Below are 14518 nucleotides of genomic sequence, written 5' to 3'. Positions count from 1 at the left end.
CGAAACTCCACCGGGCTTTTTTTGTTTTAGCTGTATCTTCCATCAGCTTTTGCAAATTTCGCTCAAAGGTTGGCATGAGCCGATAGTACATATAAATCGAAATTATCGGTACAATCAACGTTAGCAAGGATAAGATGATGATAACGGACGAATGATTTTGGTTCAAAAACAACTCGAATGGAGCCCCAAACCAAATAGGTGGGATAAACGCATGCCACCAACTAAAATCATAGATAAAATTGAAATCCACAAAATCAAAAGCTCGTATTACAATCTGATACCCGATAATGATGCCAACTGACAACAAGATTTGCACATAATTAATGATATCCTTCAATCGTTCGCCGCTGAAAAACCGCAGTACAAAAATGTAGACCAAAGCAGTAAGTGCCATAATAAATAAGACCAATAAAATGATTTCCGCTAAAAATAATGAGAAGTAAGCAATGCCTTTAAAGCCCAGCATAACTAAAGAAGGCACAGCTATAAAGGCACCTGTCAGCATGGCCATATAAATTGTGATATGGATAATTTTAGCTGCGTTGACCGTCCTTGTGTTCAACGGTTTTGTATGTAGAATCGTTTTGTCACGAACATCAAGCAACACAGAAGAAAAATCAGAAATCATCGATGTCATCAATATAAACATCGTTATGCCAAACATGATACTCGTTTGATACATGTAGTTTTCCCCGAAAAACAGAAATGGAATAAGAATCAATCCATACAAAGCGTATATACCTAACGACTTGAGAAACTGATTACTTTCTTTCTTGTTCGATGTATTATTAGTGTTATTTGCAAAAATAGTTGGTACACGCCGTTGATCCATAGTCAGCTTCAATTGAAGGATTTTCCGCATCGCAGTATAATCAATATTCATTGATCGAAATAGCGATTGAAAGAGATCCAAAAATTTCAGTGAGCGAAAGTCATTCATTTCTTTCACCATCCATAACAATATCAACAAATTGTTCCGCTGTTTGTTGATGTTCATCAAATCCAGTTAGTTGGTTAAAGATTCCTTCCAATGATCCCGCCTTGCTTTGCTCACGTAGCTCATCAAATGTACCGTCAGCAGCTATTTTTCCATCGATCAGCAAGACAATCCGATTACTGATCTTCTCCACAACATCCATAATATGAGAAGAGTAAAAAATCGTTTTGCCTTTTGCTGCAAGCTGTTCGAGAATATCCTTAATAATCATGACACTATTCGCATCGAGTCCGCTTAAAGGTTCATCAAGAAAAATCAAATCAGGATCGTGCAATAAGCTTGAAATGATCAGTACCTTTTGTCTCATTCCTTTAGAAAAAGAAGAAATACGTGAGTGAAAGACATCTTCCATTTCGAATTCTTGCATTAACTTTTTTGCCTTTTCTTCAGCAAGATTGCGGTCCATTCCGTATAATTCACCGATAAAAGTCAAATATTCACTTGCCGTAAGATTATCATAAATCTCCGCATTCTCAGCCACATAGCCAATTTTTCGTTTATATGTATGATCACTCCTTGCAATATCCTGGCCGAAAATCTCAACTTCCCCATCATACCCATCAACTAAACCAAGCATGATTTTTAATGTCGTACTTTTTCCCGCACCATTCGGGCCAATATAGCCAATAATTTGTCCCTGGAACACGTCAAGGTCAATTCCATCTAACACTTGTTTTCCAGTGTAATCCATCGTTAAATTTTTTAATGATAATACTTTTCCTCCGTTAACACCGATCGTAATCACCCTTTCCAATATGGGAATTTTCTATTAACATATCAATCTGCTTTTGTTTTTGCAAGAATATTATTTTGATCTTGAAAGTCCTTGGGTAACTTATGATTAAGTGAAGTTTGTAATCATAAACACAACTTTCGTACCAAGCCAATAGATTCATTGTTATTATCTGAATTTAGAATTATCATTTATGTAATGGCAATAGTCTTCGTGTGAAGTAAAGGAGGGGTTAGGTAAATGGAAACAGAAATTAAAATTGAACAAAATCCCATCAAACAAGCTATTTCAACACTGGAAGGGTCTGCACTAAACTTTGAATCTTCCTTTCCGAATGAGATAGAAGGAGAAAATCAACTCAATCTTTTGGACCAGCTAAATCAATTAAATAGCGGTTATGCATCTCTGATCAAGTCCTATCGGTTGCTAATCCTCCAACATTTAAGAACAACGGAAAGTTCTGTTGAGTCCTTAATCGAAACGGATTTGTTGCTGGCCAACTACATGACGTTTAAATAACCCAAATAAGGAGGGATGGAATGAAGACCTTAGATTCCGTAAACTTACATAAAGGAATCGATGCAACACTAAAGGAAACCAAACATGTTCGAAATTATAAATGTCGGTGATTGGGAATTAGTGTTTAGTAAGCCACGTGGAGACAGATTGCAGCCAGTTATAAAGCATGCAGTATATAGACCTAATAATTAAAGGAGGAATACCTTTTAATGTTAACAATGCTAGAATATAAAGAAAAAAAGCTTGCGAGTATTGAATTTGATGAATATACACCTATTAATATCGAATTTGGCACATGGAATATATCAAAGGAACCAACGTTATATTGGAGAACTGGAGATTTCAAAAAGTCTTTAATAGAAGTCGGTATGGGTAGTGGTACAGGATTGATGCGTTCCATAACATTAACCTTGAGTGAGAACGTGTATAAAACTAGTGTAAATGAACAATTAGTTGCGAATGATATTGAAATAGTTGAGGGACTTCCTATTTTTCAAATAGGTGAATATATAAATGAAACTTATATAGATGAAAAAGGTGAACTAAATGTTTATATAGGAAATGATAATATATATATATCATTTTCAGAAAGTGAAATTGTATCACTTATTAAAAATGATACAATTGGGTTTAGTGTAGACAGCAACAATAAGTTTTGCGGTATTTTAATAAATGGATTAGGAGAGAATGACAAAAAGCTGCTGGAAGAGGTATTATCAATCTAAAAACTTGTATTTGCTATCCAAACTTATCATCCCCTTTTTACGGTAGAGGGGGATCTTACAATGTGTGCTTTAAATAGGTTAGTTAATGGAAAAACAGATAACTTTTATGAAAGAGTTTTTAAAGTCTATAAAGAAGGTGGATGGCCCTGTGGATGGAAGGGTACATACCCTAATGGAGAAATGATTGCATTTGTACCGGCAGCTAGAAATGAATAAAAGTCAAAGGATTTCAGTAAAATCAGTTTAAAATCTACGCTAGGTTAGTGTAAAATGGAAGGGTGAGTATTATTGAGAAGTCCTATAAACGTTGATTATTTTTATGAGAATACTTTAAATCAAAAAGTGGAATTATGGATGGTACTTCCTGAAAAAGGGATAAACAAATCAATAAAACCTAATCAAATCCATAGGGTGCCAACTGGTGAAAATTTGGGTTATTTCATTCTCCATAAAAATGATAAACTGCATCTAAATTTTGATGTGGACTGGTATAACCCCAAAAACGAAACAACAACTTTAAACAATGAAGAAATAGCATATTACCTGAGAAACACCACTTTTTCGCCTATTAATGAGGAAATAACGAACCTTGCAAAGAAAATTACTAAGGGGAAAAATAGTGATAAGGAAAAAGCATATGAAATTTTTTATTATATTGTAAGCAACTATAAATATAAATATCCTCCCAGTAGTAGAGGAGTAATTTCTTTTTTAAAAGCCAAAAAAGGAGATTGTGGAGAGTTCTCATTTTTATTCTGTTCATTATGTAGATCCATAGGAATTCCGACAAGAACTGTTTTTGGGAGTTGGTCAGATGGAAAAATGAATGGTCATGCATGGAATGAGATATTCTTATTCGGTGATGGCTGGTTTCCAGTAGATACAAGTATGGCCAGTATACAAAGCAAAAATTACTTTAGGTTTTTGGATAGTAGCATAAGAACCCTATCTTGGAAAAAGTATTTTGGCAAAACGGAAGGTCAGAGAGTTGTATTCTCCAAGGATGCGGAAACGAAAATTTTACCACCTTATCCTGATAGTGAGGACAAGACAATGCTGATCGAACCTATTTATATTAATAATGAACCATTTTACTGGGGACAGGAATCATTGAACGGTAGCGCCCCCTATTTGCAACCAGCGTACGTAAAATTTGACGAATTTTTTGACTCCCACAGTACCGAAGTTAAAGCATCTGATCTACTTGGCACTTGGAAAACAAAAGAAAACGGAATAAATGGTATCTTAGCGTCGATTAAAAAGAGGCTACTTTTTCCCGCCTTACTAGTCATGATAATCAGTTTCCTTTTTGGTAATTTATTTTTAGAACTGATCTATAAGTCCTCCCTTATTATAGTTTTTTTGTGTTTTATATTAAGAAAAGAGAGACCTTTTTTATTTAGTATCCCACTATTTTTTATGATTCTATCGATGTTGTCTACAATATCTCGATTAACATAAATTTCTTATGAAGTAATGATAGAGAGCCACCTTTAGACTTATCAATAAAACGAGATGATACTGTCCAATTTTAAAAAGAAAACAGCCACGTTCAAAATACTATAACTCGATAATATTTCATTTAAACATACAGATGCTTTGTCTTTCTCTAAAATTCTAGTTATTATTATTACATAGATTATTTTATATAAGATTGGACATCGGAGGGATTGGATAACTTGGATTTAAGCGTTGAAACATTGATTTTTTTATTTTCTGCTATGCTAATTATCGGTGTATTAGCTACAAAATTCTCTTCACGTTTAGGATTACCTTCACTTGTTTTATTCTTACTATTTGGAATGGCTCTCAATCAATTTATCTTCTTTGAAAATGCGGAATTCGCCCAATTGATTGGGATACTCGCTTTAATTATTATTTTGTTTGACGGTGGCGCACATACAAAATGGGACCACATCCGACCGGTTATTGGTGCTGCTGGTACGTTAGCAACACTAGGTGTACTAATTACCACCTTGGTTACCGGACTGGCTGCTATGTATATCCTCCATTTAACCCTATTGGAAGGAATGCTATTTGGTGCAATTGTTGGATCAACTGATGCTGCTGCTGTCTTTTCGGTGTTAGGTAATAAAAATATTAAAAAGAATCTAACCTCCACATTGGAAGCTGAATCGGGCTCGAATGACCCAATGGCTGTCTTCCTCACAATTGCTTTCATTGAAATGATTCAAATACCGGATAGTTCGATCTGGTCCGCTATTGGTAGTTTCTTTGTGCAAATGGCACTCGGATTGATCTTTGGACTCATTCTTGGAAAAATCATTGTGCTAATCATTAACCATATTAAATTAGAAGCAGCAGGACTATATCCAGTTCTTGCAATGGGGATGGCTATTTTTACATATGTTTTTACAGACCTCTTGGGTGGAAGCGGGCTTTTGGCAGTATATGTGATGGCTGTATTTGTTGGTAACAATGATTTAATGTACCGGTTCACCATTTCACGATTCAACGAAGGCTTCTCATGGATGATGCAAATTATCATGTTTATCCTATTGGGGTTATTGGTATTTCCAAGCCAATTACTAGACGTAACCTGGCAAGGTATCTTATTATCCATCATCTTAATGTTTATAGCTCGCCCAATCGCTGTCTTTCTTTGTATGATATTCATGAAATACAATGTAAAAGAACAACTGTTTATCTCATGGTCAGGGCTAAAAGGTGCCGTTCCAATCGTCTTGGCTACTTATCCGATCGTTGCAGGTGTTGAGAACAGTCAATTAATCTTCAATACCGTCTTCTTCGTTGTCTTAATTTCGGCATTGGTCCAGGGAAGTACATTATCCTGGCTTGCATCCAAACTAGGACTAACTGGTGAAGGAAACAATCAAGAGTCCCCGAGCATGGAATTAATCAACCTTGGTAATACAGATTCGGAAATTATGGAAGTGGCAATCACCGAACAAGCTCCATCCGTTAATACGTCATTGATCGACCTTGAGTTGCCTAAAGATACATTAATCATTGGTATTGTCCGTGATAATAACCTGATCACACCAACCGGCAATTCTGTGATCGAAACCGGTGACACGCTTTACGTCTTGATCAATAAGAAAATCAGAGAAAAAGCGAAGGCAGCTTTGTTAGGAAAGAAACAGAAAAAGGAAAAGAAAAAACGCAGACAAAGACTTTGGTCAAAATAATCTAAAAAAACTATCATGAATAGACCATTTAATACAAAGGTTATCTCAAAGAGTAAGCATTGGTTATGCCTACCTTTGAGATAACCTTTTTACTTTTATAGTGCGTGTTCAAAAAGGAGGATGATGTGTCATTTTTACCGGACTTTTTGAACAACCTCTTATAGTTCTTTTAACGCTTTATCGATTTCACTATCCCCAGACGTTAGATCAAATGCACGCTTAAACGTATTTTCCTCATTCAGCGCTGCTACAACCGTTCGGGCAACGTCCTCCCGCGGAATCGACCCTCTCGTTACGTTTTCAGCGATAGAAACCTTTCCTGTACCTTGCTCATTTAATAGACCACCTGGCCGAACAATGGTATAGGTTAAACTGCTTGCTTCAATCACTTTATCTGCATAGTGTTTCGCGACATAATAAGGTCTTAGTTTATCATTCCAATTTTCGCGATTATGAGCTTGGAGTGCACTCACCATCACAAATCGTTTTACCCCTTGTTCTTCGGCAGCCTCAACCACTTTTGCTGCCCCATCAAGGTCAACTAATAATGTTTTATCTGAACCAGTGCTACCACCAGATCCTGCAGCAAAGATTACAGCATCGCACCCTTTTATAGCACCTGCAATCTCGTCAACACTACCTTCCAGGTCCGCTACAACCGACTCTACACCTTTTTCTTTTAAAGCTCTTGCCTGTTCTTCCTTCCGTACCATCGCTTTTACCGTATGCTCATTACTATCATGTAAAAGATCTACTAAATAGTGACCTATCTGCCCATTTGCACCTATTAACATTACATTCATTTCTACTTCTCCTTTCCGAATAAGTAGTTAGTTAATTCCTTCTATTATTTCAGATTGCCCAAAGCTAATCAACTGAATGGTTTACCAGCAAAAATCTATCCTACCTCATTATTTTGATTGTTCGCTGTGTCAACTAAGGTAATTTGCCCTTTTATAATTCCAAATTTTGTAAAATGGTAAGTCTAATAACGTAGTGGCACAAGGGCCAATTGTACCATTTTTATTTTAAATATTTACAATATTCTATCGCGGTTATATTATAAATACTGGACATTATATTTTGACTATTAGATTTATTCAAACGCCAAAAGGGGGAACAGGACTAGTTTCGGTAAAAATCGAAATAACAGGAGGAATTATATGAAAAAGAAAAAGGGAATTATTCTTTCCACAACTTTAGCACTTTCATTAGGATTTGGAGCGATAAACGTATCGGCATCACCAATAGTTGAAACACCAGATTTATCATCTAAAATTTCAACCTCATCACATGGATCACCAGTTGATTTAGGTATTGCAAATGACGAAAAGTTAATAGAAATGCTAAAAGAAAAGGGGAAAATTGCTAGAGATGCCTCACCTGCTGAAGCTGAGGCGGCATTAAGCAAATATTTACAGGCCAAAACCAAAAATGCCAAAGCAACAAAAGATAGCTTACCAAAAAGTTTAGACGCAAACATGAAATCATCTAATAAAAAACATAATAATGCTCTCACAAATGGTAAAGGGAATAAACTTGGACATGCCAAGAAAAATAAAGTTGACCCTGTTCAAGAAGAAAACTATAACGGCGAAGTACGTCATGACAATGTTCTCGTTCTTGCCATTGATTTCCCTGACTATGAAAAAAGCTCGATTACGAAAGATGAAACAGACATGTGGTATGAAGATTACACCCACGATCATTTTCAAGATATGATCTTTGGTGAAAATGGTTATGCAGGGCCAAACGGTGAGAATCTCATTTCAATGAAGCAATACTATGAACAACAATCAGGTGGTAGTTATACAGTAGATGGAACTGTTGCCGGCTGGTATACAGCAGATCACCCAGCTGCATATTATGGTGGAAATGATCCAGCACCTGATGGCAGTGATGCACGCGCTCGCGAATTAGTATTTGAAGCACTTGAAAAGGCAGGAGAAGATCCAAATGTCGATTTGAGTGAGTATGATGTTTGGGATCGTGACGATTATGATGGTGACGGCGTTTATGATGAACCGGATGGCATTATTGACCACCTAATGGTTATTCATGCTGGTGTTGGTGAAGAAGCTGGTGGCGGTTCACTTGGCGGCGATGCAATTTGGTCACACCGTTGGAATCTTGGCGGTCTAGTTGCAGTACCTGGTGGGTCATCTGACAGTGATCGTTTTGACGGGCAACTGGCTGCATACGACTACACGATTGAACCGGAAGATGGCGCTGCAGGGGTTTTCGCCCATGAATACGGTCATGATTTAGGACTTCCAGATGAATATGACACACAATATACCGGTGAAGGTGAAGCGGTAGCATATTGGTCATTGATGGCTAGTGGCAGCTGGGCTGGTGATGTCCCAGGAACAGAGCCCCCTGGAATGAGCCCGTATGCTAGAGAAATGCTGCAAACATTACATGCTGGCAATTGGTTAAGCGGAACAACATTACATGCGGATGAAATTACAAGTGACGGTACTTCTGTGCTGCTTGATGAAGGGGTAACAAAAGGTACGAACAATGATGCCGTTCGCATTGATTTACCAGGCAAAATAAATGTATTGAACACACCAAAAGATGGAGATTTTGAATACTATGGCGGTAAAGGTGATGAGGCCGACCATAAAATGGCGACAACAATTGATTTAACAGGGGTATCTAATGCAACACTTGATTTCGATGCTTGGTATAACACCGAACAATATTGGGATTATGCCATGGTACAAGTATCAACTGATGATGGAGAAACGTGGCAGTCGCTAGCAACACCAAATACGAGCGATAAGCTTGATCCAAACGGTTACCCAGCAATCCAAGAAAATCTGCCAGGTTACACTGGTTCAAGTGATGGCTGGATTCATGAAACAATTGATTTGAGTGCATATGCAGGCCAGGAAATCCAACTGCAATTCCGCTCTATGACAGACTGGGCAACAAATTTGGATGGGTTTTTCGCTGATAATGTTACCGTAACGGCTGATGGCAATGAAGTGTTCTCTGATGGCGCTGAAGCTGATCCGAAATTTACGTTGGATGGCTTTGAAAAGCATGATGGAACATATACAACAGAGCACTACTACCTATTAGAATGGAGATCACACAATGGTGTCGATGAAGGTCTTGCACATATTCGTCGCGGTGCAAGCTTAATGTCATATGACCCAGGTTTAGTTGTCTGGTATGTTGATAAGTCTTTTGATAACAACTGGACTGGTCAGCACCCTGGAGATGGTTTCCTAGGAGTAGTTGACGCTGATCAACGTGCCGTAAGCTGGAAAGATAAAACGATTGGCTCAACTCGTTATCAATTACATGATGCTGCATTTACATTTAATAAGTCTAACAAAATGTTCATTGATTACTCTGGTTTACTCGGTGGTTCAACATTAAAAGATAATCACACAAAACGCACACCATTATTTGATGACAGTGCGGATTGGAGTAACCAAGGATTAATTGACGCCGGCCGTAATGTTCCGGAATATGGATTGAAATTCCGTGTTATCGGTGAGAGTAAAGATGGTTCAGTCGGTGACGTGTTAATTTTTAAATAATATTTTCTGACCTGCCTTTCCTATTAAGAAAGGCAGGTTTTTTCATGTTTTAGGTAGGTATAAAATTTGGGATCCAATTTGTTCTCTGGCGTGACGAGCCACGTCGAGCTCTAGCGACTAGCGCGACTTCACTCACCTTCGTGCGATAAGTCAACATCGGTTCGCTTGCGCTTTTGTTATGTTTTAAACTAGTCATCATGGGAATTATACCTACATATGGGATAGAAACATGAAAGGGTGAAATGATGAACTTACTTACTATAATCTCCTGGATTGCCATCCTTATTGGTATATTGCAGGCAATCATCATCACTATTGACGTGTTCCGGCATCCACAAAAAATGATGCCCATTATGAATATCGTCTGGCCGCTAACTGGGCTATATTTTCCTATTGCAGGAATATGGGCTTATCACCAGCTTGGGCGAAGTAATGATATGGGCATGGATCATGAAAACAATCATGCCGGACAGATGAGCCATCACAATCATATGGATCACCATAACCATGGGAATAAACCTTTCTGGCAAAGTGTTTTCGTATCTACTACTCATTGCAGTAGTGGTTGCTCCCTTGGTGATATGATTGGTGTTCCCATTGTTTTTTTCACAGGTTTTACCATTGCAGGCAGTACGTTATTTGCGGATTATGCGGTTGAATTTACTCTAGCTTATATTTTTGGTATTGCCTTTCAATATTATGGGATGGGGTTTAAAAAACATGATAACCCCGGAAAAGCCATTGCCAATGCAATTAAGGCAGATACCTGGTCATTAATTGCCTTTGAAATAGGAATGTTTGGTTGGATGGCGCTGACACATTATGTATTTTTTATCGAAATGCCAAAACCAGATACCGCTATCTTTTGGTTCATGATGCAAATTGCCATGATGCTTGGATTTCTAACAAGCTACCCAGCAAATTGGATATTGGTGAAAAAAGGTATTAAGCATGCGATGTGATGTTCCTCGGCAGTTTTCGGTCGACTGTCCATATCGATCGAGACTGCTCCCTTAAGTATTATTTACAGTCATGGCCATTAATTCCTTAACCCCACAGCGCACATGCATAACAAGCATTGATTTTGACAGATATTATTAAGTTCTATACCCTTTAACTATAATTCCTATTAAATAAGTAGGAATACATATATATTAAGTTCATAAAATAGCTTACTATAGGATTAATATTTTTGGGAAACCTACTGCTAAGGTGGTCATGGTATGAAAAAAATCTGGAGGGGCTATCTTAACGCCTCACTTATTCTAAAAATCACAATCGCACTTATTGTTGGCATTATTGTCGGTTTAGTTTTTGGTAAGGATGCAGCTGTTTTGGCACCATTTGGAGACCTTTTGCTTCATTTGCTTAAATTCCTTATCATCCCGCTTATTTTATTCACTTTAATCGTTGGGGTAAATCAAACCAAAATTGGTGATTTGGGACGAATGGGAGGAAAAGTATTCGTCTATTATTTACTGACATCCGCTTTAGCCATTATCGTTGGCATTGCTGTGGCCAGTATTTTTCAACCTGGGAGCGGAATGACCCTTGATACAAATGAGAAATTTGAAGTCCCGGATAATCCCGGCGTCATCAGTGTCCTGCTAAATATTGTACCAGAAAACATTGTGACTGCATTTAGTGAGCTAAACTTATTGGGGATCATTTTCACTGCACTTGCTTTTGGGATCGCTATTTCCTCATTAAGATCATCAAACGCTTATGGTGAGCTAGGTGAACATGTATACAAAGTAGTTGACGGATTGAATGAAGCAACCTTAAGCATTATGAAAGTCGTCCTGCAATACGTACCTATTGGGATTTTTGCTATCATTGCAAAAACGGTTGGCAATCAAGGTGCAGATACATTATTGTCATTGGGTGACATGGTGATGGTTCTCTATATTGCTTTAATCGTGCAAGTTGGTGTTTACATCACTTTTATGTTATTTGCTAAAATTTCACCTAAAAGATTTTTTACCCATGCGCGTACACCAATGATAACCGCTTTTGTCACACAAAGTAGTTCAGGCACACTGCCACTAACGTTGAATGCGGCCAGAGATCTAGGATTATCAAAAAGCTTGTATGGATTTAGTTTACCATTAGGAGCCACGATCAATATGGATGGTGCAGCAATTCGGATCGCTATATCGGCAGTTTTTGCTGCGAATATCGTTGGCGACCCGTTAAGTTTTACCGATATGCTGCAGGTTGTGTTGGTTGGAACGCTGGCATCTGTTGGCACAGCTGGTGTCCCAGGTGCAGGAATTATTATGATTGCAACCGTCTTTGCACAATTAGGTCTACCAATGGAAGCTGTCGGACTGTTGACTGCAATTGATGCACTTGTAGGAATGGGTTGTACTGCCTTAAATGTGACTGGTGATCTTGTAGGAACATCGATTATTGATAAAACTGAAGCACGGGAAAATAGTGCTTCATGATAAATAAATCCGCACTTTTCCATGTGTTTAATTTCCACCTATAATTTAGTTCATTCAACTTAAACTAGAAACAACAAGTGACATAAAACCAGGGATTTAAAAACCTAGTTAGTTCCTTGTTGAATGTTTTTACTCAAAGTTTAAGCCAACCATTGAGGAGGAAGCTAGTGGAAAGTCAACGTGCGCAGGAAATAATCGATTCGATCGTCATGATGAATGTAAATTACCATGGTATACCTGTCTATATCAAACAGGTGCACCCTGATCAAGAAATGGCAACGATTTTTCCCCTTGACGAGATGCACCATGACCAGCAGGTGGATTTAGCTGGTTTATTTGAATAATAACAAAAGCGCAAGGGAGCTTGACGTGGCTCGACCTGCACATTAGCAATTTAACCGAACAGTGCAAGACACTGTTCGGTATTTAATCGGATTTTTTAGCCTCTTCTTTTTTCTGACTCATTCTAAAAGTTAATGGCTGATCAGAACCGGTAACTAAATTGTAAACAAATGATGATGTAAGTTTATAGCTGTTCTCTATTTTTTCCGCTAAGAAGTTAGTTCTTTCAAAAAGAATGGAGCGAAGATGTGTAATTTGTCTTACCGCTTTCTCCATTAGTGCTTCCTGTTTTTCCAAATGATTCAATGTCTTATTTTGATTTTCATCTTGATTCGCGATTTTACTAGACATTTCCTTGTGCAGGTCAAACAGCTCATTCATCTGGTTCGTAAGCTGCTCATGAAAAAATTCGTATTTCCCTAATTGGTTTACAATCTCCTGGTTTGATTGATTGACACTGTTTATTTCCTCAAGGACACCTTGTTTTAACAAGCCCTCTTCTTCCAACAGACGGTGCATATCTTTATTATTTTCATCCAACATTGTTAACCACTCCATCGCATCCCTTTTAAACTTTTCATGCTGCAGATTACATTCCTTTAATGCATGTAACTGATCGCCTATCTCTTTCCACTCTCTTGCTTGCGTATGCTGTTGTTGCTGGTATAGAAATTCAAGTTCATGGAAGGATCGGAATAGCGAATCGTTCATTTTCTTTTGGGATTTTACCAATTCCTTAAAGTAATCGATTTTAAAAAAACTTTGGTTCGGTTCTTCGATGCTACTCTGATTCATAAAAACATCCGGGTGCTCCCCTTTGTTCATGAATAGTCCCATGTTAGTCACTTCCCGTTCGTGTGTTTATAAATATATCCTATGCGTATAACATTTACTTGGGACATATGACTGGGGAAAGGAACTGGAATTGGGTGGTTGCCTAATGGTCTTGGCATAAAAATAAAACAGCTCAGTTAATATGAACTGAACTGTTTCATTTGTTTGATTACTCTAGAATAGCGTTAGTACGCTAAATGTATTGTGTTCTTATTTTTTTCTTCACGGTAAGTGAATTATTTAATGTTAGTCGCAAACATTTGTCTATACACTTACATGGCACTTTAAAATTTCTCTAAGCCATCCATTTTGGAGGCGTATTTTTATCCCAGTAAATTTCCCCAATTTCATGGTGCATTTCAAAATTATCATTGCTTAAATGGTAATGAAAATTAAACCAGTACCCTTCTAATGGTCGATTATCACGTCTAACGTGGAATTTGGCTACATCCTTTTTGGTCCGTTCATCATAGATATTGAAAATTTTTTCCCCAGATCCCTGTGATGGATGTTCCGTGATTGCCAAGTATGGGGCATTGTCCACGCCAGCTTTATCCATTATTATTTCCAAAACAGACTCCATATGTGGTAAAATTTCCGCTTCAAAGTCATCCTCTACTTGTCCGACAATTCTAGGACCTAACTTTGTAATTGTTTGCTCTTTAGCCTTTTCCGTTATGATATCAACATAATCACGTTCAAAATTGTCATCATTATTGGTTGGCGAGAGATCTATTTCGTCCTCGTCTGAAACAGATGTAAGCACGTCCTGATTAACATCCGCATCAGGCGAAACAGCTTCATTATTTTCCTCAGCATTGGTATTTAGATAGGTTGGCGGGACATATAATCCCAAAGTCATAATGGCGATAAGAACAACGGATACTTTTCTCATCCAACGTTTCATGTAAAAATCTCCCCGTATATGTACTTTCTTATATTTTACCATTTTAATGAGACATGTCTATAATATTTTTAATATTTAACAAAAAGGTAACATTTTAGTAAAATATCCGTTGCTTCCGTCTTGTTTAGCAAAAAAGGAAAACACCGTATTAGAAGGTACGAGTTACTACTCAGTTGAAAAGTGAAAGATAATTTAAGGAAGATACGAACGGACTAAGCAACGTTCGTATCTCCCTTAATTTTTTAGTATACCTCCGCGTCACCTTGGCTCCCGTTTATACGTAT

At 37.6% G+C, this 14518-nt stretch carries 13 protein-coding genes and 1 pseudogene; 9 read left to right on the top strand and 5 right to left on the bottom strand.

The genetic code is table 11. The annotated features are described in order from the left end of the window. Window positions 1-940, bottom strand: a pseudogene (locus tag ACW2QC_RS19570) (hypothetical protein); the annotation flags it as partial. Further along, a complete protein-coding gene (locus ACW2QC_RS19565; protein WP_457545611.1) occupies window positions 933-1688 on the bottom strand; it encodes an ABC transporter ATP-binding protein in 756 nt (251 codons plus the stop codon). The gene ACW2QC_RS19565 and the pseudogene ACW2QC_RS19570, both read right to left, overlap by 8 nt. A 282-nt stretch (window positions 1689-1970) precedes the next feature. On the opposite strand from ACW2QC_RS19565, the gene ACW2QC_RS19560 reads away from it, so the two are divergent. The 5 genes from ACW2QC_RS19560 to ACW2QC_RS19540 all read left to right on the top strand — a co-directional run bounded on the left by ACW2QC_RS19560 (window position 1971) and on the right by ACW2QC_RS19540 (window position 6144). Next, window positions 1971-2249 (top strand): DUF5344 family protein, encoded by a 279-nt coding sequence (locus ACW2QC_RS19560; protein WP_457545610.1) that lies wholly within the window; start codon window positions 1971-1973, stop codon window positions 2247-2249. A gap of 209 nt (window positions 2250-2458) precedes the next feature. Then, on the top strand, window positions 2459-2974 hold the full coding sequence (locus ACW2QC_RS19555) for a hypothetical protein (RefSeq protein WP_457545609.1): 516 nt from the start codon (window positions 2459-2461) through the stop codon (window positions 2972-2974). A 60-nt stretch (window positions 2975-3034) separates the two neighbouring features. Beyond that, entirely contained in the window at window positions 3035-3190 is a 156-nt protein-coding gene (locus ACW2QC_RS19550) for a hypothetical protein (RefSeq protein WP_457545608.1), read from the top strand. Window positions 3191-3262: 72 nt separating this feature from the next. Beyond that, window positions 3263-4435: a transglutaminase-like domain-containing protein gene (locus ACW2QC_RS19545; RefSeq protein WP_457545607.1), complete on the top strand. Its 1173-nt coding sequence runs from the start codon at window positions 3263-3265 to the stop codon at window positions 4433-4435. A gap of 218 nt (window positions 4436-4653) precedes the next feature. Further along, on the top strand, window positions 4654-6144 hold the full coding sequence (locus tag ACW2QC_RS19540) for a potassium/proton antiporter (RefSeq protein WP_457545606.1): 1491 nt from the start codon (window positions 4654-4656) through the stop codon (window positions 6142-6144). Window positions 6145-6302: 158 nt separating this feature from the next. Here the strand turns inward: ACW2QC_RS19540 and ACW2QC_RS19535 are convergent, their stop codons facing one another. Then, the gene (locus tag ACW2QC_RS19535) at window positions 6303-6947 is read right to left on the bottom strand and encodes an SDR family oxidoreductase (RefSeq protein ID WP_457545605.1); all 645 of its coding nucleotides are present in this window, start codon (window positions 6945-6947) and stop codon (window positions 6303-6305) included. 360 nt (window positions 6948-7307) lie between these two features. Here ACW2QC_RS19535 and ACW2QC_RS19530 point away from each other — a divergent pair, with 360 nt between their 5' ends. The 4 genes from ACW2QC_RS19530 (at window position 7308) to ACW2QC_RS19515 (ending at window position 12495) form a co-directional block, all read left to right on the top strand. Further along, window positions 7308-9701: an immune inhibitor A domain-containing protein gene (locus ACW2QC_RS19530; RefSeq protein WP_457545604.1), complete on the top strand. Its 2394-nt coding sequence runs from the start codon at window positions 7308-7310 to the stop codon at window positions 9699-9701. Between the two features lie 242 nt (window positions 9702-9943). Then, complete coding sequence (locus ACW2QC_RS19525) at window positions 9944-10663, top strand: DUF4396 domain-containing protein (RefSeq protein WP_457545603.1); 720 nt, start codon at window positions 9944-9946, stop codon at window positions 10661-10663. Between the two features lie 261 nt (window positions 10664-10924). Beyond that, window positions 10925-12151: a dicarboxylate/amino acid:cation symporter gene (locus ACW2QC_RS19520; RefSeq protein ID WP_457545602.1), complete on the top strand. Its 1227-nt coding sequence runs from the start codon at window positions 10925-10927 to the stop codon at window positions 12149-12151. A 167-nt stretch (window positions 12152-12318) separates the two neighbouring features. Beyond that, window positions 12319-12495 carry an H-type small acid-soluble spore protein gene (locus ACW2QC_RS19515; RefSeq protein ID WP_457545601.1) on the top strand — a complete coding sequence of 59 codons (177 nt, stop codon included), beginning with the start codon at window positions 12319-12321 and terminating at the stop codon, window positions 12493-12495. A gap of 82 nt (window positions 12496-12577) precedes the next feature. On the opposite strand, the gene ACW2QC_RS19510 is transcribed toward ACW2QC_RS19515, so the two are convergent. Further along, the gene (locus tag ACW2QC_RS19510) at window positions 12578-13330 is read right to left on the bottom strand and encodes a hypothetical protein (RefSeq protein ID WP_457545600.1); all 753 of its coding nucleotides are present in this window, start codon (window positions 13328-13330) and stop codon (window positions 12578-12580) included. Between the two features lie 292 nt (window positions 13331-13622). Then, on the bottom strand, window positions 13623-14234 hold the full coding sequence (locus ACW2QC_RS19505) for a YpjP family protein (protein ID WP_457545599.1): 612 nt from the start codon (window positions 14232-14234) through the stop codon (window positions 13623-13625). Window positions 14235-14518 lie beyond the last annotated feature (284 nt).

It is taken from the genome of Virgibacillus sp. FSP13 (genome assembly GCF_054048505.1).
This window is presented reverse-complemented; position numbering and strand designations above follow the sequence as displayed.

What these genes read in the sequence shown, in the direction of transcription:
- ACW2QC_RS19565 (WP_457545611.1), bottom strand. Translation starts at nt 1,688, where the DNA reads ATGGATTACACTGGAAAACAAGTGTTAGATGGAATTGACCTTGACGTG.
- ACW2QC_RS19560 (WP_457545610.1), top strand. Translation starts at nt 1,971, where the DNA reads ATGGAAACAGAAATTAAAATTGAACAAAATCCCATCAAACAAGCTATT.
- ACW2QC_RS19555 (WP_457545609.1), top strand. Translation starts at nt 2,459, where the DNA reads ATGTTAACAATGCTAGAATATAAAGAAAAAAAGCTTGCGAGTATTGAA.
- ACW2QC_RS19550 (WP_457545608.1), top strand. Translation starts at nt 3,035, where the DNA reads ATGTGTGCTTTAAATAGGTTAGTTAATGGAAAAACAGATAACTTTTAT.
- ACW2QC_RS19535 (WP_457545605.1), bottom strand. Translation starts at nt 6,947, where the DNA reads ATGAATGTAATGTTAATAGGTGCAAATGGGCAGATAGGTCACTATTTA.
- ACW2QC_RS19530 (WP_457545604.1), top strand. Translation starts at nt 7,308, where the DNA reads ATGAAAAAGAAAAAGGGAATTATTCTTTCCACAACTTTAGCACTTTCA.
- ACW2QC_RS19525 (WP_457545603.1), top strand. Translation starts at nt 9,944, where the DNA reads ATGATGAACTTACTTACTATAATCTCCTGGATTGCCATCCTTATTGGT.
- ACW2QC_RS19520 (WP_457545602.1), top strand. Translation starts at nt 10,925, where the DNA reads ATGAAAAAAATCTGGAGGGGCTATCTTAACGCCTCACTTATTCTAAAA.
- ACW2QC_RS19510 (WP_457545600.1), bottom strand. Translation starts at nt 13,330, where the DNA reads ATGGGACTATTCATGAACAAAGGGGAGCACCCGGATGTTTTTATGAAT.
- ACW2QC_RS19505 (WP_457545599.1), bottom strand. Translation starts at nt 14,234, where the DNA reads ATGAAACGTTGGATGAGAAAAGTATCCGTTGTTCTTATCGCCATTATG.